Here is a 24,128-nt window from a genome sequence, read left to right on the forward strand (position 1 = left end):
AAAGAATGGACTTCCGTTAAATTAGTACAGATAACTAGCACCAATAATGATCAATAATATGAATAGTACAACTAACAATGCGAAAGAGAATCCGCTTTTTGTACCGACTTCATTTCCCATCAATTCCACCACCTTCTATATAGACTATGCAAAGTTAATGGTTATACATAGGTAAAATACCGGCTATTATTTCAGTAACATGAGTATGGATAGTGATATACTATCCATGAGGATGCGCAACCCGGCTTGAATCCAATCGTCCTATATATAACAACAACTTTCTGGAGGAATCGAATTTGACTGAAGAACAATACGAAGGACCGGTGCCGAGAAGAAGGAGACGGAAGAGATTACGCGTTGGGAGGCTGATCGTAACAATCTGTTTCTTGCTATTCCTTGCCATAGGTTTTTATTCATATATTCAATACAATCGTGGACAATCATTAGCAAAAGGGAATGAGATTAATCCTGGGCCATTTACCGGGGATGTAGCTGATCCTCAAAACCCATCAGTTGAAAATTATTTGCTCCTTGGAGTTGACGATGATGGTAGCGGGAAATCTCGGACAGATACGATGATGGTGCTTTCATGGGATAAAAAAGAAGGTTCGATTCGGCTTGTGTCATTCATGCGCGATATTTATGCAGAAATACCAGGTTATCAAAATTACAAACTGAATACAGCTTATTATCTGAACGGTGTCCAGTCAACGAAAGATACGATTACAGGCATGTTCGGCATACCGATACACCATTATGTCATCGTAGATTTCGATAATTTCGAGTCAATCATTGATATTGCTTTCCCAAAAGGAATTGAAATGAATGTTCAAAAGGAGATGTCGGAAAAAATCGGTGTCACATTAATGCCTGGCATCCGACGTTTAAACGGGAAGGAATTGCTTGGTTATGCTCGTTTTCGTGCAGATGCAGAAGGAGATTTCGGACGGGTCCGCAGACAGCAGGAAGTTATTTCTGCATTAAAGGATGAAGCGCTGCGACCTGGCATGATACGTCAAGTACCGAAGCTGACAGGGGCACTATCGGGGTTTGTGGAAACCGATTTGACAGCAAAAGACGAATTGTCCAAAGCGTTTACTCTTCTTTTGAAAGGGAATGTGGACATTGAGACAATGACCATTCCGATTGAAGGATCCTATGACTTTACATCATATTCACATGCAGGGTCTGTCATCGAACTTGACATCGATAAAAATAAAGCTGCGCTGAGCAAATTTTTGAACAGTAAAATCGACTGATATGCCAAGGGTGGGGAGTATATGCAAAATACAGATAGCGAACTGAACAATAAACAACCCGGTAAAGTATCTGGACAGTCCAGAATCGTCCATTTTCTAGGCGGGAAAACATCGATGTATGTATTGTTGTCAATCTTATTAATTGGATTGATTATTCTCGTATTCCGTGAAGTCTCTTTCATCTTCTTTCCAATCAAAGTGTTTTTCTCTACTGTTGTGTTGCCGATAATTCTAGCGACGATCGCTTATTATCTATTGCGACCGATTTTGAGAGTATTGGAGAAGATTAGAATACCGAGAATTTGGGGTATATTCATCATTTTCATCGGTTTAATCGGCTTAATCACTCTACTCGTTTTCTTGGTTTTTCCGTTTTTGAAAAACCAGTTTTCTAATTTGATTGAAGAGTTTCCGACCTATTTTCAGCAGATGCTGATCAATATCGATAATTTTTTCCGGACATCCATCTTCTCGACTTACTACAAGGAATTGGATATTAACGTTAATCACATACTGGATAACGGTCTAGGGACAATCGGTCAATTCTTTACTGATGCGATTGGGGGAATTGCTTCAGGTGTCACATCTTTCATCTCTGCTTTGACAGGATTTATTCTTTCAATCATTACTGTCCCATTCATATTATTCTACTTGCTGAAGGATGGTGAAAAGCTTCCGGCGATTATTAAGCGGATGCTTCCTCCTCGACTTCGCGATGATGCGGAAGAAATCTTGCATGATGCCGATCACCAAATTAGTGCTTATATTCAAGGCCAGATTCTTGTCGCCATTTGTATCGGTATAATGGTGTCCATCGGTTTTTTAATTATTGATATGAAATACCCGTTATTACTTGGTGCGCTGGCGATGTTCACAAGTGTCGTACCTTATTTAGGCCCATTGATTGCAATTACTCCGGCGGTTATCATCGCAATTGTTACATCTCCGCTCATGCTCGTGAAACTGGCGATCGTCTGGACGATTGTGCAGCTTGTGGATGGGAAGTTCATTTCACCACAAATCATGGGGAAATCACTACGGATACATCCGATAACTATAATTTTCGTTTTACTGACTGCAGGATCTTTGTTCGGGGTGGTGGGTGTCGTTCTTGGTATTCCAGGTTATGCATTACTAAAGGTCGTATTCACCCATATGTTCAAGCTGTTTAGGTTACGTTACAATAAACACGAACCTGATCCGTTGCTACATTATGATGAAAAAGACATATGAACAAAAAAGGAGTGTTCCTGAAAAGAGAACACTCCTTTAATAATTTTATTATGTCAACTTGTATATGTTGTCCAGATTCAATTTAATCGGTTTCATACATAATTGACCCTGTAAGTGATAGATCATAGCCGCTTATAGCATGTATTTCATTTTGGAAAGCTTTTGATTGAAGCGTGGATAAAATGGTATTCCGCAAAACGTCATTCTCTGAAGTTTTGAAAAGGACTAAGTCATATCTTTCCTGCATTAAGGGAATGAAATCAACCCCGACTAACGTAGCGGCTTTTTCAATTCCTACTCCGATGTCCGCGGCGCCGGAAGCGACTTTTCCCGCAACGGTTATATGGTTCAATTCCACATTGTCATATCCATTGATAGTTCTGCCTGTGATATTTTCAACACGCAGCATTTCGTCTAAAAGGACTCTTGCTCCAGATCCTATTTCGCGGTTGACCATTTTTATATCTGGCTTACTGAAATCAGCCCAAGAAAAGATCCGCTTCGGATTGTTCTTTTGGACATAGAATCCAGCCTTTCGAGAAAGCAAGTTTATGACGATGTACGAATGCCCAGTGAGAATTCTTTTGATGTAAGGAATATTATACGTACCTGTTTCAGCGTCAAATAGATGTGTGCTGACGATGTCTGCTTCACCTCTGTACATGTCGATTAGGCTGTTAAGACTTCCGGTATAGGACCGTAATGGGCGGTAGCCGTTGCCGCTCTTTTCGATTGCGCCGGCAAGTAGATCCAGGCTGATATCTTGGCCACTTATGATTACTTTACGCGTTGCATGAGGCTGAGTTTGAGGGGAGGGGAGGGCTGTTTCATTTGATGGAGTTTCTTCATTTTTTGTCTGTACTGCATTCTCGTCAGCTACCACTAAGTGGCCGCCACTTTTGCTGTTGTTCTTGTAATCTTCAAGATCCGCAGCGTCGATTCGCATCTGTCTTCCGACCCGATATGCACGCAAATCCCCTTTTTTTATAAGGTCATACACAGTCAGTTTAGAAACTTTTAATAGGTCTGCTATTTCTTCGGTCGTATAAGAAGCTGTTTGTCCGTGTGTCATAGGTTCCTCCTTTAATTATTAACTCTATTTTCTCTTATTTATGTAGTATTTGCAACTAACAGATGATATCTATATGTATACAGTGAATTTTGGATGTAATTAAATACATCTAAATATAAGTAGTTATATTTAGATGTATCATGTTATATTTAGTTATATCTAAACGCAAGCAGTTATAAAAGAGGAGGTTAAGTGTGATGAAGATTAAGCAGCTGTTTATAATGGTGATTGCAATGGTGATTGTAGTAGGCTGTTCAGGAAATGGTGTGAAGAAAACGGATGTAGATGAAGTGGAACTCATGATTTCAGCAGCCGCAAGCTTAACAGATGCTTTGACTGATTTGAAAAACACCTATGAAGCGGAACATGACAACGTATCCATCTCGTTCAATTTTGGCAGCTCTGGTAAATTAGCGACACAGATTGAGCAAGGAGCACCTTCGGACATTTTTTTATCCGCAAGCTCGAAAGATATGGACAAAGTAGATTCACTTGGTCTAATTGATAAATCGACAAGGGTTGATTTCACAAAGAACGCATTAGTATTGATCGCAAATAACGACTCCCAGATGACAATCCGCTCATTCAAGGAAATAGATCCTGCCACCATCAGCCACTTGGCAGTCGGTGTACCTGAAAGTGTGCCTGTCGGTCGATATACGAAAGAAGTATTCGAGCACCTCGGCTTATGGGAGCCACTTCAGTCTAAATTAGTCATGGGAAGCGATGTGCGGCAAGTTTTGACGCATGTGGAAATGGGCAACGCAGATTTAGGAGTCGTCTACTCCAGTGATGCCTTTATTTCTGATAAAGTGAAAGTATTGGCGGAATCGGATCCCGCTTGGCATGCACAGATTGTTTACCCGGGCGCGATTGTGAAAAATACAAACCACCAGCAAGCCGCTCAGGATTTCCTTGATTTCCTGATTAGCGAAAAAGGCCAAACTGTTTTTGAAGAATATGGCTTCAAGTAAAAGAAAAGGAGAATCATATGAGTGGAGTGGATTATTCACCTTTAGTATTATCATTGAAAGTAGCGGTCATTTCAACTTCGATTGTATTTGTACTCGGTGTGTTTTTTGCACATCAATTCGCACGCAGAGATTTTTTTGGGAAAAGTATCATCGAATCCTTTTTTATGATGCCACTCGTTTTACCGCCGACAGTCGTTGGGTTCGGGTTATTGATTTTATTCGGAAAAAAAGGATGGATTGGCAAATGGCTACTGGAATGGTTTGACTACCAAATTGTGTTTACATGGATCGCAGCCGTCATTGCAGCTGTCGTCGTATCTTTCCCGCTCATGTATCAAAGCGCTGCGGCGGCATTTGAAAGCCTTGATGAAAAATTGGGAAATGCCGCTAGAACAATGGGTGCGTCTGAATGGCGCGTTTTTTGGACTATCACGTTCCCACTTGCCTGGCCGGGTGTCTTGGCTGGTCTCGTGCTGTCATTTGCGAGAGGTCTTGGTGAATTCGGTGCAACGCTCATGCTCGCCGGTTACATTCCTGGAAGGACGGATACAATCCCGATGACGATCTATTTCGCTGTAGAATCTGGCCAAATGGAAAAAGCGACATTTTGGGTCGTAATCATTGTTGCGTTAGGGTTCAGTACAATTATGTGGCTGAACTGGTGGAGCAAGCGAAATATAAGACGTTTTACAAACGATAATCGAAACAGGTGATAAAATGCTGGAAGTGAAGATGAAAAAGAAGCTTTCACACTATGAGTTACATGTGGATTTTTACGTTGATAATGAAATACTTGTGCTATTTGGCCCATCAGGCTCTGGCAAAACAACCATTCTGGATAGTATTGCAGGATTGATGCAACCCGATGCAGGGGTAATTCGAATGGATGAACGAATCTTTTACGGTCAAGACGTTCACTCGATGCCTGCACAAGCGCGCAATATTGGATACCTATTCCAGGACTATGCGCTTTTCCCGCATATGACGGTGGAAAAGAATATTCATTACGGCGTAAAAAAGAACGTTGGTAAATCTGATCTCGTCATTAGCCAATTGCTGGATGTTTTAGGTATCCAACATCTGCTGCAAAAATATCCCCACCAGATTTCAGGCGGGGAAAAACAACGTGTAGCACTGGCCAGGGCATTGGCAACAGAGCCGTCAGTTCTATTGCTGGATGAACCTTTGTCCGCCCTGGATAAAGAGACTCGGATAGAATGCCAGAGTGAGTTGCTTCGATTGCATGCATTGTGGCAAATACCTTTCATAATCGTTACACATGATTTTGAGGAAGCGGAAAGGCTCGGTCATCGGATTCTTTTCTTGGAAGCGGGTGAAATTGTAGAACGCATAGACAGTATGGATAGTTGTTGACGTCTTGAGCGAACACCTTCTCTCTTTCGGATAAGGTGTTTTTCATTTTGTCCTTGAATATACAGCATGATAAGTTCATACTAATTTAGTTACTTATACTTTTTAGGAGTTTTGATAAAAATGACGAAAATCATTGAAATTGTACCAAAGAAAACCGCTATGACATCTGAAAATGATCCGTGGGAAGCCTATTTAGACATGCAACAGCATGGTAAAATGACATTATCAAGCATTGAGTTTACAACTACTTATTTATGCAATATGCGTTGTGAGCATTGCGCGGTCGGATATATGTTGCAACCTAAAGATCCTGATCCTTTGCCGATAGAATTGCTAACTGCCCGGTTAGATGAAATTCCACATTTGCGGACGATTAGCATTACGGGTGGAGAACCGATGTTTTCAAAGAAGTCCGTTAAGAATGTTGTATTACCGTTATTAAAATACGCGCATCAACGCGGCGTCAAAACGCAAATGAACTCAAATTTGACGATGCCTCTTGACCGGTATGAAATGATTGCGCCTTATCTGGATGTTTTACATATTTCCCATAACTGGGGAACCGTTGATGATTTCGTTGAAGGCGGATTTGCAAATATGGAAAGAAAGCCACCCGTAGAGAAAAGGGCAGAGCAATTTCAACGGATGATCGAGAATAGCAGAGCATTAGCTGAAATGGGCGTTATGGTTTCCGCTGAAACGATGTTGAATAAACGAACACTTCCTTATCTCGAGACAATCCATAGACAAGTTGTTGATGAAATGAAATGCGCAAGACATGAAATTCACCCGATGTATCCAAGCGACTTTGCGAGTTCATTAGAAGTATTAACGCTCGATGAAACAAGGGAAGCATTGCACCATATTCTGGATGTTCGCGACGAAGATATTTGGATGTTGTTTGGGACGTTACCGTTTTATCCATGTAGCCCTGCTGAAGAAGATTTGGCATTGTTGAAAAGGATCTATACTAGCAAAAATGTTTCTGTACGAAATGATCCCGACGGACGTTCTCGGTTGAACGTAAACATTTTTACGGGTGACGTCATTGTGACTGATTTCGGCGATACACCGCCGATGGGTAATATTACTACTGATCCGTTAGAGGAGATGCTGGATCGTTGGATGGCCAGTCCGCTGGCGAAAACAATCAGTTGCCATTGTCCCGTCGTCAAATGTCTAGGTCCTAATTTGTTAGTTAAAGATGCATACTATGAAGAAATTGACTTTACGAAAAGATCGTCTAATCTTCAAGTATAAGGAAAAGAACCTTGCACTGTGAATTTCGTCAAATGGATAAGTGATCTGTCTAGGGGGGAGAAGAACAAGTGGATTCTACATTCAAAATGTTTTCCATTGTTCATCTGGCAGTGTTAGTTGTTTTGTTCGTTGCCATTGTTCTACTATATCGATTTCGACAGAATCTTAAATTGGAGCCTGATAACTCAAAGCGGCTCGAAAGAATTATAGCCATAACGTTACTCGTTTGCGATGTGCTTTATCACATCTGGCTCATCCAGACTGACAGGTGGTCTCTTGATCATTCGCTGCCGCTTGAGTTATGTAGCTTATCTCTTGTTGTTACGATTTTGTTATTATGGACAGGAAATAGGCATTTGGTTGATTTCGTCATCTTCGCAGGGATTGCAGGAGCTTTACAGGCAATTGTGACGCCAGATTTGGATATGAACTTTCCGCATTTTCGTTTTTTCCATTTCTTTTATACCCATACAGGAATTGTTATGACAGGCCTTTATTTCATTTGGGTAAAAGGCTATTCGCCAACATTCATTGGCGCTATCAGGACTTTCATTACGCTTAACGCTATACTGCCGATTATTATCCTTGTTAATCTGCTATTTGATGGAAATTACATGTTCTTACGAAGGAAGCCACAAAACGGTAGCTTGTTAGACTATATGGGTCCATATCCGTGGTATATCCTTTGGCTTGAATTTACAGCATTGATGATGTTCTTCATTATTTGGCTCGTTTTCCGTAAACGCAACACCCGGACAGATTAAATTCAGGTTCTTCGTGGATGTCAGCAAACATCTAATTGTCGAAAACACTAATTTCGATGTGGACAATCAGATGCAGGAAATGGTACGATTTAGAAACTTAATATGATTATTCAGGAGGAATAGTAATGACTGAAGCAAAAGGGAAAATCAGCTTGAAGGATGCTGTCAAACAGCAACTAGAAGCAAAAAAGAATAAGAATGCTACAAGCAAGCCAAAAGGTAATCCACTGCAACAAGGACCTAAAATGAAAAGCCAACAATCTAAACCAGTAACACAATCTAGCAGAAAAATGGGTGTTTAACAAACAGTTCACCTACTCAAGATCTCTGAACAAGTAGAGGCGGCATACGCATCCTCTATTTTTTTATGCGTACGAATAATGTCCAGTATCGTAATCAATGCATGTTACTGGTAAAATAGATGGTAATCGTTCATAACAACGTATTTGAAAAGCGGATTAGCTGAAAATAGGGTTGACGTACCCTATAATGAATTAGAATTAAAACGTAAAAAATGCATGTCGTTAATTTTTTTAGAAGTGAGGGACACACATGTCCAGAAGAGCAGAAGGCAAAGCCCATGGGAAAATAATCATGATCGGTGAGCACTCCGTCGTATACGACAAGCCCGCAATCGCTATCCCATTTCATGAAGTGAACGTGACAGCACTTGTCGAACAAAGTGAGCCGACCGACGGTGAAAATAAAATATGGTTTTCAAGCAAATATTTCAATGGTGTTCTTCTAGATGCACCAGATGAACTGTCCGGCATAAAAGCCAGTGTTGATGAAACGTTCGACCTGTTGAATGTTTCACCTACTAACCTTAATATTCACATCGACTCATCGATTCCGTCCGGAAGGGGACTTGGCTCAAGCGCCGCTGTTGCCCATGCCGTCGTGAAAGCTATTTTCAATTATTATGATGCTCCATTGCGTCATGATGTCCAAATGCATCTTGTTCAAATTGCAGAAACACACGCTCATGGAAATCCTAGCGGTATCGATATGGAAGCTACATGTAATGATTCTCCAATCTGGTTTCAGAAGGGCAAAGAAACAACGGCATTACTAATCGATAAACCATTACATATAATTGTCGCTGATTCTGGCCGTTTTGGTGACACACGTACAGCAGTGGAAGGTATACGCTTCATGTACCGCAATAACCCTGCAGTAGCGCGTAGGTCGATCGATTTACTCGGAGATTATACGTATGAATGTCAACGTTCTTTGGCAACAGGTAATTTACAAAAAATCGGTGAGTGTCTGAATTTGGCGCAAGACGAACTAGCGGTATTGGGTGTAAGTGACCCGTCGCTTGATCATTTGATTCATACAGCACGTTTGCATGGTGCCCTAGGCGCTAAACTGACAGGTGGCGGCAGAGGTGGGTGCATCTTGGTTCTTGCGCAAGACGGCCATCAGGCACAGATAGTAAGCACTGCATTGAAACAAGCTGGCGCTTACCAAACATGGACAAGTGTTGTCGGATAGAAGTGAATATGTTCAAGATGATAATGAAGTGAGGGAGTTAAATTGAAAGCTACAGCGAGAGCGCACACGAATATCGCTTTGATCAAATATTGGGGGAAAAGGGACGAACAATTGTTCTTACCTATGAATAACAGCATTTCGATTACACTCGATCGATTTTACACAACAACTTCTGTCTCATTCAGAGAAGATCTCTCGGCGGACGTTTTTGTTTTAGACGGCAAGGAAATGGGTGGCCATGAACGGGAGAAAATTTCGGGCTTTCTTAACTTAGTCAGACGGACTGCGAATCATCAAGGATATGCCGTTGTCGATTCCTTGAACGAGGTTCCGACAGCTGCAGGATTTGCATCGTCCGCATCGGGTTTTGCTGCGTTGGCGGCGGCATCGACACGAGCACTCAACTTCACTATTTCGAATGAAGGACTTTCCATTCTTGCACGACAAGGTTCTGGTTCAGCGAGTCGTTCCATCTATGGGGGATATGCGGAATGGCATAAAGGAACGTGTCAGGACGGTAGTGATTCATTTGCGACACAAATTCTTCCTGAAAACGCATGGGATCTTAGCGTTCTATCCGTAATGGTCGAAGCCAGGCAGAAAAAAGTGCTGAGCCGCGAAGGAATGAGACGTACGGTAGAAACATCCCCTTTTTATGCAGGTTGGCTCGATTCACTTGAAATCGACTTGTCTGCGGCACGAGATGCAATACATAAGCAGGACTTTGAGCAACTTGGCACAGTCCTTGAACGCAATGCGCTAAAGATGCATGCGACGACATTTGGCGCGAATCCACCTTTCCTTTATTGGACAGGCGCAACAATCGACGTTATGCAAGTAGTTCAGGAGTTGCGGGAGAACGGCGTGTTGGCTTATTTCACAATTGACGCAGGTCCAAATGTGAAAGTAATTTGCCAACCGGCTGATGAGCAGGTTGTGAAAGACCGGTTGCTTGAATTGGAATGTGTCCAGGATATATTCCTATGCCATCCAGGACCGGGCATCCACTATTTAACTACGTAAGCGAAAGGGCGTGTACGCATGGACACTCCATTATTTGAAATACGCGTACCTGGAAAACTGTTCATAGCAGGAGAGTACGCTGTTCTCGAACCAGAAGGGCAATGTATTGTTGCTGCAGTTGATCGTTATGTATATGCCAAGGCGCAAGTAAGCGGACGAAATCATGTGGACCTTCCACAACTTGGGCATTCCGCTATCACGTGGGAAGAGTTGGATGGACGATTGCTATTCAGTGAAAACGCACCGAAATTGACGTTCATCCAGAATGCGATTACAATTTGTCATCAATATATTAGCGGTGCTGGCTTGAAGTCTGTCCCATTCACATTGTCGATCCATAGTGAGCTAGATGATGTGTCAGGTAAAAAATACGGCCTTGGATCGAGTGCGGCGGTCGTCGTTGCTGTCATTACATCTGTACTACGCTGCCATGAAAATGTTGGCATTAAGCCAACGAAAGAACTGATTTACAAACTTGCCTCCATCGCTCATTTTGTGACGCAAGGAAACGGTTCTTGTGCAGATATTGCAGCGTCTACTTTCGGCGGATGGGTACATTATCGTACGTTTGATGCCGAATGGCTGTTGGGACATCTTCAGAATGAAGCCGATATCTACAGTTTGGTACAGGAAGACTGGCCAGGACTGCAATTAAATGCTGTAACTGCACCGAAAAACCTGTTGCTATGTGTAGGTTGGACGGGCAGTGAAATGTCTACATCGAAAATGATTGTCAAAATCCAGCAACTGCAGAATAACAAACCTCATTTATTTGATGCATTCATACAAGAAAGCTCCGTAGCCGTTTCTTCGATGGTACAGGATTTTGCTGACGGAAATGTAAGAGCGGCCATGCAAAGTTTAACACGTAACCGTCTGGCACTTATGCAACTAGGAAATGAAGCGAATGCAGAAATTGAAACACCGAAATTGAAAGAATTGATCCGCATCGCTGACCGGTATGGCGCAGGTAAAACTTCCGGTGCTGGTGGCGGAGATTGTGGCATTGCGTTCATGGACAGTATGGAAAATGCTGCCGCAGTAAAAACTGAATGGAAACTGGCGCAAATTGAACCGTTGGATCTATCGGTTTCCATCGATGGTGCATGTTTGATCGGAAAGGGGAAATTGACGGATGACTGATTCAATCCATACACGTAAGGCAGAACATATAGAGATTACTCTGAATGAAAAAGTGACCGGAAACAATATATCAACAGGTCTTGAACGTGTGCACTTTATCCACAATGCACTGCCGGAAATAGACTTTAATGAGATTTCAATCGAAAGTGAGTTCCTTGGTCAATCAAGACCGACACCATTCGTCATCAGTTCGATGACAGGCGGTGCTGAATTTGCAGAGACGATTAACAGGAATCTTGCTATGGCAGCAGAAGAAAAAGGTTGGGTACTCGCACTTGGCTCAATGCGCGCTTTAATTGAAAGTGAAGAGCATCGATCATCGTTTCAAGTGAGGCAATATGCTCCGAACGTACCGATTATCGCCAATCTTGGAGCTGTTCAACTGAATTACGGATTCGGGACAGAGCAATGCAAGCAAATTATCGAAATGACCGACGCCGATGCATTAGTGCTCCATCTCAACACGATTCAGGAAGTCATTCAACCGAATGGTGATTTAAACTTCAAAGATCTGTTAAGGAAAATCGAGATATTGACTACTGAATTGGGTGTTCCTGTCGGTGTCAAAGAAGTCGGCTGGGGAATCGATGGCCAAACTGCAAGGAAATTATGTGATGTAGGTATCTCGTTCGTTGACGTGGCAGGTGCAGGTGGAACGTCTTGGAGTCAAGTTGAGAAATTCCGTTCCAAAGAGCCGATCAAACGTGCAGCGGCAGAAACATTTAGTGATTGGGGCAATCCGACGGTGGACTGTGTCGTTGCTGTCCGTGAAAGCATCCAGGAGCAATCAATCGTAGCTAGTGGCGGCATGTATACAGGAATGGATGCTGCGAAAACAATCGCATTAGGAGCGAATATGGTTGGTTTCGGCAGATCTATTCTAAAGGAAGCGACACAATCCGTTGAAGATGTCATAGCAGTCATGGAAACGAAAGAATTGGAACTTCGTATGGCCATGTTCGGCGTTGGCGCTGCAACCATTGGGCAATTGCAAACAACTGATCGGGTACAATATCGTAAGCGTTAAATTATTCAACAACCTCTTATCACATAGACGAGAGGTTGTTTTATTTATTCCGTCAATTTGTCGACAATACGAACGTACATTTGTATAGTGGGATTATGGCATTCTTGTATACAAAAAGGGGGAGTAGCGTTGGCAAGAATTCGCGGAATGACTGATGAAAAGATTATTGAACTCTATAAAAATGGTTTACCGTATGAAAAACTTTGTCCAATGGTTGGATTATCAGATCGGGCAATTCGGAATATTATTAAAAAACATGGTATTGATAGAAGATCCACTGGCAGACCGCGTATTCACCAAGTGAATGAACTGTTTTTTCAAACGTGGTCACCTGAAATGGCATGGGTTTTAGGGTTGCTCTTAACGGATGGCCATGTGAGCAAAACCAACCAAAGTATTTATTTGTCCCAAAAAGATGAAGACCTTTTGCGGAAAGTCGGCATTTTGATGGGTGCAGAGCCCGTCATTGCTAAGCCAAGTGGTACGCGGACAATACCTATGCTTATTATCAATTCTAAAATCATCAGGGCTGATCTAGAACGACTCGGCATGACAACAGCTAAATCTTATACAGTAATATTTCCGGAAGTGCCTGAAGCATATTTGCCGGCTTTTATCCGTGGAGTTATTGATGGTGATGGTTGGGTCGATCGGAATGGATACAGAATGAATATAACTACAGCTAGTAATGAATTTGCAATAGGATTTAAAGCGGTTCTTGAACGTTGGGGTTTGAAAAGTACAATAAGTACAATTGACGAAACAGCAACTAAGTCTATTTATAGAGTTTGGATTAAGGGTAAATATCAGTTACTTCGCCTGGCGAATATTATTTATGAAAAATGTGACACGAATTTTGTTGTACATAAAAGGGATAGAATGAACTTTCATCGTAATTCTGACAACAGTAAGTTGATAGCAAAATTTGAAACTGCTGAAGGCCGTGTCAATTTTAGAACTACAATTAATGCTCATTTATTAAATCAGCTAAAACAAAATGCAAGATACAAGGATATGCATGTAAATCATTTGTTAGAAAGTTATATTGAATCATTTTTAAATGAAAATACAACGACTGTCATTAAAACTACGCTAAGAAAAGATCGTATTCACTTTAAAACAACGTATAAAAAAGAATTATTAAACAATGTTAGAAGCTTTGCGAAAGAGAATGGACTTTTTATTAATGAGGTTATTGAATACAGCATTCTAAACTCAGGGGACAGCTAAATAGCGTCCTATTTTTTTCTAATTATTTTTAGTTTACATAATATATATTAGAGGAAGTTAAATATCACAAATAAGTATACTTGAAACAGTGAGATAAAACCGTTTTTTTTGTACAGGGACACCAAAGTTCGAACTTCTTGGACATCAATGTTCGGACTGTTACTATCTCTAAAACTTCTCCCAAAGATATTTTTCCATTTAAGCAACCAATTTATTTTCACTTTTATTCAGCTTTTATACGTTCTGTGATGTCCTTCTACAATTTTCTTGAAAAAAGACCCTGCAACAATCGTTTACACGATTTCCGCTGCAGGGTTTGTTACAGGCTCAATTTCCGGTTCATCTAAGATGATATTCCTTCGCTTCATTTGAATGAAGAAAATAGCTGTCATACTCAAACTGATTACACCAAATATAATGACCATCGTTTGCAGTCCTACAAGATCCAAAAATGCCCCAGTACTTAGTAATACAATTTGGAACATGACCCGTTCCAACATGTTACGAAATGAGAAAAATCGTCCGTGAAATTCTTTCGGCATTTGTTTCTGGAAAATAACCATTGCTGTTGGAAAAAAACAACCTAAAGCAAATCCTAATACAGCAAAAGCACTTAATGTTATCGTCATACTAGCGGCAAAATACAACATGAATTCCGCAACTGCAACCATCGTTGCAAAGAAAAACAGAATGACTGTTGTTTTCCATTTTCGCGCTATATATTTCACAGCAAATGAACCAATCATAAACGCAATGCCTTCAAATGTATAAACGAGTCCTTTTATTGATGCCGAATCTTGAATTTCGCTTAGATTGATGACGATTAAGTTGAATGATCCTAAAAATAGTAAAGGAATCATCGTCATGACGAGCGTCATCCCGACAGTTGGATAAGCTTTCAATACAGGAAAAACATCCATAAATCCACTTTTTTCACGCTTCTCATTGCCGGCTTGGCTACTCCCCTTCCCTTCATCGATTTTCAATGCCATTGTGAAGAATAGTAATAGCCCGTATGCAAGTAAAGAAACCCAATACAATGATGCCAATGACCAGTAAACAAGCATGATACCTGCAAGTGCTGTTCCAGCAACTCGTGCAATCGTAGCAACGTTCATATGCATCCCATTCATCGTTAACAAGTCTTTATCTTTAACGACTAACGGTATTGCTGACTGCAATGCCGGAAAGTAGAAAGTTGCAGAAATTTGGATTGATACGATAAAGGCAATCATCCACCATACAGATCCTGTTGCAATCGCCAGCAACATAAACAATACACTAATCATTCTGCCTAACCCTGCGATAATCAGTACTGTTTTCTTTCTTGATTGGTCGATAATCCTCCCAGCTGTTGGACCAGCGATGATACCGGCTAGTAAGCCGATTGATAAAATAACCGCTTTCACAAAATCAGATGGAATCTTCTCCTGTAAAAATTCAAGATTCCCGATAATACCGGTCCATAATCCAAGTCCGGCAATCATTTCGCCGGTAAGAATTATCCAAACGTTACGGTTTCGCCACATGTCTCTTCCCCGCTCTTTTATATATTTCGATTGTCGAATTATTATACGATAGGATTCTGTGAATGTCACGACAATTTTATAGAAATGTAGTGAATGATAAAAGCAAGCCTACTTATAGCATATTTCGCTATAAGTAGGCTTGTAAATGTATTATTTCGTTTCTGCTTTGACTTCCTTATATACGCTTAAGACATTTCCATCTTTGCTCTCATTTATAAGAGCGCTGCCATTAGATAAGCGATCTACAAGTCGTAACGAACCTGCTTCAATTGGGATTTTATTGTCTTTAGTTGTAGTCAAAATGACAGTTTCACCCGGTTTGACAAGTGCGGTACCAATAATACGATGTGGGTTTGATTTTAACTCTTTCAATACAACGAGCCCTCGCTGCGCTCTTGTTGCATTTTCGAGCTCTTTCAATGCCATCCTTTTGACTGATCCACGTTGAGTGGCTATTAATACCGATTCGCCTTCATCGCGCACAACAAGCATTGAAACAAGTTTGTCATCCGTTTTAAGATTGATGCCTTTGACGCCTGAGGTTCTAACACCTGTCAACGATAGCTCAGTCAAAGAGAAACGTAGAGCATATGCCTGTTCAGTGAAGAGTACAACATCTTCATCGCCATTGACAAGCTGAACATCCACCATACGGTCTCCTTTTTTCACATTCATCGCCTTGAATGTTCTTGAATACCGCTGCACTTGATAATCAATGAGTTTTGACAGTTTGATATTACCATTATCCGCGGCAGTAAGAACGACCGTATTTTCATCAAAACTATCAATACCGATTGCACTAATAATCTCTTCATTCGGCTCCAAAGAAATAATGCTTGATATATGCTGGCCGAGATCACGCCAACGAATATCCGGCAATTCATGGACAGGTTGGTAAAGATAATTGCCTAAAGAAGTGAATAATAGCAAATGGTGCTGTGTGTTCATGACGGTTTCGAGAAGGCTGTAGTCCGATTCTTTCATATCCTGTCCTGTGCCGTTTGAGGCGCTAAACGAACGGATGCTCGTTCTCTTTACATAACCGTCTTTTGTAACGGAAACGACAACTTCTTCACTTGGCACCAAAATATCAAGATCTACTTTGATATTTTCAATTTTTTCTTCGATGACAGATCTTCTAGGTTCAGCGTACTGCTTCCGAATGTCCAACAGTTCTTTTTTAATGACATTTGAAAGCTTTTTATCACTTTTTAAAATCGCATCAAGCTTGTCGATGAGCTTACGAAGCTCAGCATCTTCAGCTTCTAATTCTGTAATATCCGTATTTGTCAATCTGTATAATTGAAGTGAAACGATTGCTTCAGCTTGAATTTCAGTGAATTCAAACTCAGAAATGATATTGTTTTTTGCGTCGCGCTTGTCTTTAGACGCACGGATCGTTTTAATGACTTGATCCAATATCGATAATGCTTTCATCAGACCTTCTACAATATGCAGTCGGTCTTTCGCTTTTTGGATATCATACGTTGACCTTCTCGTGATAACGTCTTTCCTATGACCAATATAAGCATCCAACAACATCGGTAATGACATTAATGTCGGTCTTCTGTCCGAAATGGCAACCATATTAAAGTTATACGTGATCTGAAGATCCGTATTTTTTAATAAATATTGTAAAATTGCATTGCCGTCCATATCTTTCTTCAGCTCTATGACAATCCGGAGTCCAGTACGATCCGATTCGTCACGAACATCAGCAATTCCATCGAGTTTACGATCATGACGCAATTCATCAATCTTCTTGACGAGATTGGCTTTATTCACGTCATAAGCAATTTCAGTAATAACAATCTGGGATTTACCTGCTTTGAGCTGTTCGATTTCTGATTTTGCACGGATGATGAACCGTCCTTTTCCCGTTTCATAGGCCGTTTTAATGCCATCTGTTCCTTGGATAATGGCTCCGGTTGGGAAGTCGGGACCTTTAATGACAGTCATCAATTCCTCAACAGTAACATCCGCGTTTTCCATTCTCATGAGTACTGCATCAATCACTTCATGGAGAGCATGTGGTGGAATATCCGTAGCATACCCCGCTGAGATTCCTGTCGAACCGTTGACAAGCAAATTAGGGAAACGGGCGGGTAGCACTGTCGGCTCAGGTTCAGTATCATCGAAGTTCGGAATGAATTCGACTGTATCCTTATTAATATCGCTTAACATTTCCGAAGCTATCGGTGATAATCTTGCTTCGGTATAACGCATAGCCGCTGCCGAATCTCCATCGACCGAACCATTGTTCCCGTGCATGTCCACCATCAGATGTCGTAGTTTCCAATCCTGACTCATTCGCACCATTGCGTCATAGACGGATGTATCTCCATGTGGGTGATAGTTCCCGATAACATTCCCGACGGTCTTTGCAGCTTTTCGGAATGCTTTTTCATGGGTATTACCTTCATGATACATCGCATATAAAATTCTTCTTTGAACGGGCTTTAAGCCGTCCCGTGCATCAGGTAACGCGCGATCCTGAATGATGTACTTACTGTATCTTCCAAAACGATCCCCGATAACTTCTTCTAAAGGAAGGTCTTGAATACGCTCCGTTGAAGTCATTCAAACTCCCCCTCAACATGTATGAATTCATTTTCTAAAATGTTTTTATCTTCTGTGCCAAAATCGACATTGCTTTCAATCCATTTTCTACGTGGTTCAACTTTATCGCCCATTAGCGTAGTAACACGTCTTTCTGCTTGTGCCCCGTCCTCAATTGTCACACGGATCAATGTACGCGTTTCAGGATTCATAGTTGTTTCCCATAATTGATCGGCGTTCATCTCACCAAGACCTTTATAGCGCTGTAACATATAGCCGCGGCCGATTTTAGCGATTGCGACGTCGAGATCAGCTTCTGTCCATGTATACTCGAGTTTTTCACTTTTACCTGATCCTTTGAACACTTTATAAAGAGGCGGTAAAGCGATGTAAATTTTGCCGGCTTCTATCAACGGCTTCATATATCTGTAGAAGAATGTCAAAAGCAATACTTGAATATGTGCTCCGTCTGTATCAGCATCTGTCATGATAATGATTTTATCGTAAGCAATATCAGCAATCTGGAAATCAGCTCCGACGCCGCCACCAATTGCGTGGATGATCGTAATTATCTCTTCATTTTTCATAATATCTTCTAACTTCGCTTTTTCCGTATTGATGACTTTACCGCGCAGCGGCAGAATCGCCTGGAAAGTTCGGTCTCTACCTTGCTTGGCAGATCCACCTGCGGAGTCACCTTCGACTAAATACAGTTCGTTTTTTGCCGAATTACGCGATTGGGCAGGTGTCAATTTACCTGTCAGTAGCGTATCAGAGCGCCGTCTTTTTTTACCTGAACGTGCATCTTCCCGTGCTTTCCGTGCAGCTTCCCTAGCTTGGTGTGCACGTACAGCCTTCCGGATAAGATTTCCGCTAAGTTCAGCATTCTCCTCTAGGAAGTACAGAAGTTGCTGTGAAATGATTGCATCTGTCGCGGTACGGGCTTCACTTGTTCCCAGTTTCCCTTTCGTCTGGCCTTCAAATTGAAGGATGTCTTCGGGAATGCGCACAGAAATGATGGCTGATATTCCTTCACGGATATCTGAACCATCCAGATTTTTGTCTTTTTCTTTTAATAAACCCGTTTTTCTTGCGTATTCGTTGAAAACCCGCGTCATGGCTGTTTTAGCACCGGTTTCATGTGTTCCGCCATCTTTTGTACGAACGTTGTTGACAAATGAGAGGATTGTCTCTGAGTAACCATCTGTAAATTGGAATGAGAATTCAACTTCAATTCCTTCTGATTCGCCTTCTAAATAGGCAACGTCATGCAAGACATCCTTTTCTTCATTCAAATAAGAAATGAAAGCTTGGATGCCTGTTTCATAATGGAATGTATCGTGTTTGTCGGTCCCTTCCTCTTTTAAAACAATTTTGAGTCCTTTCAGCAGAAATGCTGATTCTCTTAGACGTTCTGATAACAATTCATATTGGTATTTAACCGTTGAAAAAATAGTCGGATCAGGTTTGAAATGAATTAGTGTTCCTTTTTCTTTAGTCGTTCCGATTTCCTCAAGCGATGTCGCAGGCTTGCCGCCATTCTCGAAGCGCTGCCTGAATTTCTTTCCATCGCGGAATATTGTAACTTCTAGCCATTCGGACAGAGCATTGACGACTGATGCCCCTACACCGTGCAATCCACCACTTGTTTTATAGCCGCCTTGTCCAAATTTACCGCCTGCGTGTAGCACTGTCAAAATGACTTCAGTCGTTGGTTTTCCTGTTTTATGCATGCCTGTGGGCATACCGCGTCCATAGTCACGTATTCCGATGCTACCGTCTTTGTGTATCGTCACGTCAACTTCTGTTCCGTAACCCGCTAACGCCTCGTCTACGGCGTTATCGACGATTTCATAGACAAGATGATGTAATCCCCTTGAATCTGTCGAACCGATATACATTCCAGGTCTTTTCCTAACGGCATCAAGACCTTCAAGCACTTGAATGGAATCGTCATCATATGTGTATATTTCTTCTTTCTTCGTCAAATCGCAACCCCCATCAAACGAATGTTCTCTTTAGTAGTTATATAATATCGTATCGCTTCCTGTAAAGCTTGTCAAATCAACGTTTCAAGAAGCTCGCTCAATTAATTGTATAGAAGAAACCGTTTTATTGCAATGAGATGTGGAAAATGTTGACTAACGATTGTCATATTGGAATCCGTTTTTCAGGCGCATAAACCAATTATCGTTCATTGTAGCGCTCAACAACTTCTGCTAAACTTGGGATATGGCAATACTATGACAAAGGGGAGCATTATGGATATTATTCTACTTATCATTTTCGCGTATTTACTCGGTTCGATCCCTTCTGCGCTTTGGATCGGCAAGCTTTTTTACAAAACAGATGTACGCCAACACGGAAGTGGAAACCTAGGCGCTACGAATACGTTTCGTGTTTTAGGTAAAACAGCTGGACTCATTGTGACGATAATTGACATATTAAAAGGAACTGCCGCTGTGCTGCTCGTTTCACTTCCCTATTTCAGTTCGACGGGCATGCATCCACTCTTCCTTGGAATTGTCGCGGTGATTGGTCATATGTTACCAATTTTCGCGGGTTTCAAAGGTGGGAAAGCCGTTGCTACATCAGGCGGCGTATTGCTTGGATATAACTGGCCAATTTTCATCATCGTGCTATTGACATTTTTGATTGCGCTGAAAATTACAAAGATGGTATCATTGTCATCGATGATTGTCGCGCTTGTCGGATTCCTCTACTGTATCATCTATTATGTGTGGACGGGAGATTTCTACTTAATGATTGTTGTCGGTCTGATGGGGATTTTCATCTTTTACAGACATCGTGCAAATATTGGACGGATTAAGGCGGGAACCGAGCCTAAAGTGAAATGGTTATAATACAATGGTTATAACGAACGGAAGGCGGGATAACAATGAATATTAATTTATCGGACGAAGCGATTGAATGGTTCCACAAGGAAATGGAAGCTGTAACCGGTGATTATATTAAATTTTTCGCAAGATACGGCGGCTCTAGTCCACTACACGAAGGTTTTTCACTTGGAATCACGAAAGAACAACCTGACGAAATGAAAGTGCATGTCGAGAAAAAAGGCATCCACTTCTATATTGAGGACAGAGATTTTTGGTATTTTGATGGCCACGACTTGCATGTGAATGTCGATTCTACAGCCAACGAACTCATTTATTCATACGAAAAAGCGTGATAACTTCCAGTTATCCGCTTTTTTAATGCCGTAATTTCCCTATTACAGTCTGTAATGTATTTGTAAAATAGAGGGCTCAGCGTAATCAGAGCAAGCACTACATAGCTTATACCTGGTCTATGGACAATTTTTCCTGCCAATCCTTCATTCCTTCCATGCTACGATTATTTACGAAGAAAGAATAAAATGTTTGGAGGATTACGTATGAAAAAACAATTATTATCTGTTGCACTCGTCACTTGTGTAGGGTTCGGCTCACTCGCCATGCCTTCATTTGATAAAACAAACCATGTTTCTGCTGCCACTGTGACAACTCAATCGAATCAGCAAGTTGTGAATGCGAAAGCGGACCAACTTATTGCGACAGCTAAAAGTCTGATGGGTAAATCCACATATAGTACTGCTGTCTACAAACCGACATATCCCTATAAATTCTCTTGTGCCACATTCCTTATGTACATATTCGAGAAAAATGGGGTGGACATTGCCACATACAATGAAGATTACATGATGCAGCAAGGCACGCCAGTTTCAAAAGGCAATTGGCAAAAAGGTGATCTGTTGTTTTTCAAGAGTAAAAAGACAGGAACCGATCCCGATCATGTTGCCATGTATATTGGTGACAATAAGGTCATCCATATGGCGGACTCTAAACAAAACATCGTCATCTCTGACTTGAATAGCAAACCGTACTATACAGACAGTTATTTCGGTGCAAGAAGAGTTTTGCCGAGTCTACTTCCTTCGTCTCCGGCAACTGCTGGTGATAAAATCGTCAGTCTTGCGTACGAGTTAAAAGACTCCGCCACGATTGGTAATGTTAATAATGAAACGCAAAAAAGATTCACACCGACAGGTTTCGTAGATCATGTTTACAAGAAGAATGGCATTACGTTGAACGCAAACAATCTCGCTTCCTTGCAAGCTAAAGGTACAACAGTCTCTAAATCTAATTTACAAAAAGGTGATCTTGTATTCTTCAATAGTGTAAAAGGTTCCAAGAATGCAAGTCTCGTAGGTATCTATGCAGGTGAACACCGGCTAATCATTCCAAATTCCGGCGGTGTCCTATCACGTGTATTGCTTGTCGATTATTATCAAGATCACTTTATTACCGCAAAACGAGTGGTTCCAAACAAAGCTATATCGTCTCCAACCGTACAACTGCCTGCTGCATCAACAGGTACTGCCGATACAAACAAAGTGGTTAGCTTGGCAACAAGTTTAACGGGAAAGGCGAAATTCGGCTATACTTATGATGAAAAATCGCTTACGTTTACGGGGGCTGGCTTCACGTATTACGTCTATAAGCGAAACGGCATTGATCTGAAATATAAAATGGCTAGCGATCAGGCTAAAACGGGAAGTTCCGTACTGAAGTCCAAGTTAGTTCAAGGTGATTTGCTCTTCTTCTCAACGGATGGAAAACGAAAAAGGATTACACAAACGGGTATTTATATTGGAGGTAACCAATTTATTAGTCTCTCCACTTCAGGGGACGTAGTTAAACAGAGTCTTTCCTCTTCCTGGTCGGTCAATAACTATGTACAAGCAAAAAGAGTTGTAAAATAAAGCAAAAAGAAGCTACTTAACGGTTCTCGTTAGGTGCTTCTTTTTAACTTTTTCGCAAAACTGATCATTGAACGACTGGACATTGGGCCTTTGATAAGTACGACAGTCTGGTCATCCAACATATGATCTAACAGATTACCAATTTCTACAGCATCCTTAAATGTTCGTATCGATGCCGTGCTTCCATCTTTCTTTGCTTGTATTGCAATCTCTTCAGCTTTCTGCCCGATTGTAATAAGTGTATGAATAGTACGCTTTGCGATTAGACTACCGATTTCACGGTGATATTTCTTCTCAAAATCGCCTAACCTTTTAATGTCACCTAAAATTAACATCGTTTTTTTGCCCTTACCGAGTTCATCGACTACTTTTAGAGCGGCTTTCATCGATGTGGGGTTATTGGTCCATGTATCATCGATGATTAGACAGCCGTTTTTCCCTATCGTACATTCCAGATGTCTTGCCATTTCCTTGAATGAACGTAATCTGGCTATCGCCTGCCCGACATCCATTTTCATCGCTTGAACCGCCGCAAGAGCAGCAAGAGCATTGCTCACTTGGTGTTCGCCAAAACCAGGGATAAATGCTTCATAGCTTTCATTTTCAGTATGGACAATGAAATCCATGCCGGTTTTCCCGAAGGTCATGTTCGAAGCACGCACATGTGCTTTTTTATCTGTTCCAAAATAGATGATCTCGCCTGTAAACAGACGAAGATTTATTTTCTTCGTGTTTGCATCATCCGCATTTAAAATCAACACACCACCTTCACGGATACCTCCCACAATTTCAGCTTTGGCTCGAATATAACCTTCAAGATCAACACAACCGTCCAGATGATGAACACCTACGTTCGTCAAAATGCCGATTGTCGGTTGATAAATCATGCACTGATGTGCGATATTTCCGGAGTTTCCCAGTCCATGTTCAAAGACAGCTACTTCTGTTGTGTCGTCAATTCCCATTAAATAAGGAAATGATTGCCTAGGCTCATTTATACTGCTGACTGAAGCATGCACTTTTCTATCTGCAGACAAAATATGTTTGAGCATTTCTTTCGTCGTTGTCTTACCACAAGTTCCTGTTATCGTAATAACGGGTAGTTGAAAGAGGCTCCTGTAATAATTAATGAATCTCCAATAGGATTGGACGAGACTCGTCACTTTCATAACCGTTGTATTTGGCAAAGCTGCTTTCAATTCACTATCAGGCTTATCCGTTATGACGAGTGCCGGGCCATTCAAATCAATTGCTTTCCAATCAGCGGAATCCGCCCTGCTCATGAATAAAAGCGTATGGCTTTTCACATGCTCATGCCTTTTATAATAGATGGCATCGGTCACGTACCAATTTTCCCGACCGGAAATAATTTTTCCATCCAACAACATTCGGATTGATCTGACTGTCAATTTCTTCAAA

At 41.3% G+C, this 24,128-nt stretch carries 22 protein-coding genes; 16 read left to right on the forward strand and 6 right to left on the reverse strand.

Annotated elements, in window-relative coordinates:
• Positions 1-21: 21 nt before the first annotated feature.
• Entirely contained in the window at positions 22-120 is a 99-nt protein-coding gene (locus tag QWT69_RS07830; protein WP_191692953.1) for a YjcZ family sporulation protein, read from the reverse strand.
• Positions 121-296: 176 nt separating this feature from the next.
• On the opposite strand from QWT69_RS07830, the gene QWT69_RS07835 reads away from it, so the two are divergent.
• Together QWT69_RS07835 and QWT69_RS07840 are read left to right on the forward strand one after the other, a co-directional pair.
• The gene (locus QWT69_RS07835; protein WP_317970641.1) at positions 297-1,259 is read left to right on the forward strand and encodes an LCP family protein; all 963 of its coding nucleotides are present in this window, start codon (positions 297-299) and stop codon (positions 1,257-1,259) included.
• 21 nt (positions 1,260-1,280) lie between these two features.
• Positions 1,281-2,492, forward strand: a complete 1,212-nt coding sequence (locus QWT69_RS07840) for an AI-2E family transporter (RefSeq protein WP_317970643.1) — start codon at positions 1,281-1,283, stop codon at positions 2,490-2,492.
• Positions 2,493-2,574: 82 nt separating this feature from the next.
• Here the strand turns inward: QWT69_RS07840 and QWT69_RS07845 are convergent, their stop codons facing one another.
• Complete coding sequence (locus QWT69_RS07845) at positions 2,575-3,564, reverse strand: helix-turn-helix transcriptional regulator (RefSeq protein ID WP_317970645.1); 990 nt, start codon at positions 3,562-3,564, stop codon at positions 2,575-2,577.
• A 197-nt stretch (positions 3,565-3,761) separates the two neighbouring features.
• Between QWT69_RS07845 and modA the strand changes: the two genes are divergently transcribed.
• The 11 genes from modA (at position 3,762) to QWT69_RS07900 (ending at position 13,856) form a co-directional block, all read left to right on the forward strand.
• Positions 3,762-4,538, forward strand: coding sequence for a molybdate ABC transporter substrate-binding protein (modA, locus tag QWT69_RS07850; protein WP_317970647.1), 777 nt, complete (start codon positions 3,762-3,764; stop codon positions 4,536-4,538).
• Between the two features lie 17 nt (positions 4,539-4,555).
• A complete protein-coding gene (gene modB, locus QWT69_RS07855) occupies positions 4,556-5,251 on the forward strand; it encodes a molybdate ABC transporter permease subunit (protein WP_317970649.1) in 696 nt (231 codons plus the stop codon).
• Between the two features lie 4 nt (positions 5,252-5,255).
• A complete protein-coding gene (locus QWT69_RS07860; RefSeq protein ID WP_317970651.1) occupies positions 5,256-5,912 on the forward strand; it encodes an ABC transporter ATP-binding protein in 657 nt (218 codons plus the stop codon).
• 120 nt (positions 5,913-6,032) lie between these two features.
• Complete coding sequence (gene yfkAB / locus QWT69_RS07865; protein WP_317970653.1) at positions 6,033-7,172, forward strand: radical SAM/CxCxxxxC motif protein YfkAB; 1,140 nt, start codon at positions 6,033-6,035, stop codon at positions 7,170-7,172.
• Positions 7,173-7,240: 68 nt separating this feature from the next.
• Positions 7,241-7,936: a YwaF family protein gene (locus QWT69_RS07870; protein ID WP_317970655.1), complete on the forward strand. Its 696-nt coding sequence runs from the start codon at positions 7,241-7,243 to the stop codon at positions 7,934-7,936.
• 125 nt (positions 7,937-8,061) lie between these two features.
• Positions 8,062-8,238, forward strand: coding sequence for a hypothetical protein (locus QWT69_RS07875; protein ID WP_317970656.1), 177 nt, complete (start codon positions 8,062-8,064; stop codon positions 8,236-8,238).
• Between the two features lie 250 nt (positions 8,239-8,488).
• Positions 8,489-9,433 (forward strand): mevalonate kinase, encoded by a 945-nt coding sequence (gene mvk / locus QWT69_RS07880; protein WP_317970659.1) that lies wholly within the window; start codon positions 8,489-8,491, stop codon positions 9,431-9,433.
• A 42-nt stretch (positions 9,434-9,475) separates the two neighbouring features.
• Positions 9,476-10,456, forward strand: a complete 981-nt coding sequence (mvaD, locus tag QWT69_RS07885) for a diphosphomevalonate decarboxylase (RefSeq protein WP_317970661.1) — start codon at positions 9,476-9,478, stop codon at positions 10,454-10,456.
• Positions 10,457-10,474: 18 nt separating this feature from the next.
• Positions 10,475-11,599: a phosphomevalonate kinase gene (locus QWT69_RS07890; RefSeq protein WP_317970663.1), complete on the forward strand. Its 1,125-nt coding sequence runs from the start codon at positions 10,475-10,477 to the stop codon at positions 11,597-11,599.
• Complete coding sequence (fni, locus tag QWT69_RS07895; RefSeq protein ID WP_317970665.1) at positions 11,592-12,626, forward strand: type 2 isopentenyl-diphosphate Delta-isomerase; 1,035 nt, start codon at positions 11,592-11,594, stop codon at positions 12,624-12,626. The genes QWT69_RS07890 and fni overlap by 8 nt, the downstream gene beginning before the upstream one ends.
• Before the next feature lie 129 nt (positions 12,627-12,755).
• Positions 12,756-13,856: an LAGLIDADG family homing endonuclease gene (locus tag QWT69_RS07900; protein WP_317970667.1), complete on the forward strand. Its 1,101-nt coding sequence runs from the start codon at positions 12,756-12,758 to the stop codon at positions 13,854-13,856.
• Positions 13,857-14,149: 293 nt separating this feature from the next.
• Here QWT69_RS07900 and QWT69_RS07905 read toward each other — a convergent pair whose 3' ends face one another.
• The 3 genes from QWT69_RS07905 to parE form a co-directional block, all read right to left on the reverse strand.
• Positions 14,150-15,385: an MFS transporter gene (locus QWT69_RS07905; protein WP_317970669.1), complete on the reverse strand. Its 1,236-nt coding sequence runs from the start codon at positions 15,383-15,385 to the stop codon at positions 14,150-14,152.
• 150 nt (positions 15,386-15,535) lie between these two features.
• Positions 15,536-17,965, reverse strand: a complete 2,430-nt coding sequence (gene parC / locus QWT69_RS07910; RefSeq protein WP_317970671.1) for a DNA topoisomerase IV subunit A — start codon at positions 17,963-17,965, stop codon at positions 15,536-15,538.
• Positions 17,962-19,932 carry a DNA topoisomerase IV subunit B gene (parE, locus tag QWT69_RS07915; protein WP_317970673.1) on the reverse strand — a complete coding sequence of 657 codons (1,971 nt, stop codon included), beginning with the start codon at positions 19,930-19,932 and terminating at the stop codon, positions 17,962-17,964. The genes parC and parE overlap by 4 nt, the downstream gene beginning before the upstream one ends.
• 273 nt (positions 19,933-20,205) lie before the next feature.
• Here parE and plsY point away from each other — a divergent pair, with 273 nt between their 5' ends.
• The 3 genes from plsY to QWT69_RS07930 all read left to right on the forward strand — a co-directional run bounded on the left by plsY (position 20,206) and on the right by QWT69_RS07930 (position 22,709).
• Complete coding sequence (gene plsY / locus QWT69_RS07920) at positions 20,206-20,808, forward strand: glycerol-3-phosphate 1-O-acyltransferase PlsY (RefSeq protein WP_317970675.1); 603 nt, start codon at positions 20,206-20,208, stop codon at positions 20,806-20,808.
• Between the two features lie 35 nt (positions 20,809-20,843).
• Positions 20,844-21,137 (forward strand): HesB/YadR/YfhF family protein, encoded by a 294-nt coding sequence (locus tag QWT69_RS07925; RefSeq protein WP_317970677.1) that lies wholly within the window; start codon positions 20,844-20,846, stop codon positions 21,135-21,137.
• Positions 21,138-21,341: 204 nt separating this feature from the next.
• Positions 21,342-22,709 carry a C40 family peptidase gene (locus QWT69_RS07930; protein ID WP_317970679.1) on the forward strand — a complete coding sequence of 456 codons (1,368 nt, stop codon included), beginning with the start codon at positions 21,342-21,344 and terminating at the stop codon, positions 22,707-22,709.
• Between the two features lie 29 nt (positions 22,710-22,738).
• Here QWT69_RS07930 and QWT69_RS07935 read toward each other — a convergent pair whose 3' ends face one another.
• Positions 22,739-24,127, reverse strand: coding sequence for a Mur ligase family protein (locus tag QWT69_RS07935; RefSeq protein WP_317970681.1), 1,389 nt, complete (start codon positions 24,125-24,127; stop codon positions 22,739-22,741).
• Between the last annotated feature and the right edge of the window lies 1 nt (position 24,128).

The sequence above is a fragment of the Sporosarcina oncorhynchi genome, from assembly GCF_033304615.1.
Classification (GTDB): domain Bacteria; phylum Bacillota; class Bacilli; order Bacillales_A; family Planococcaceae; genus Sporosarcina; species Sporosarcina oncorhynchi.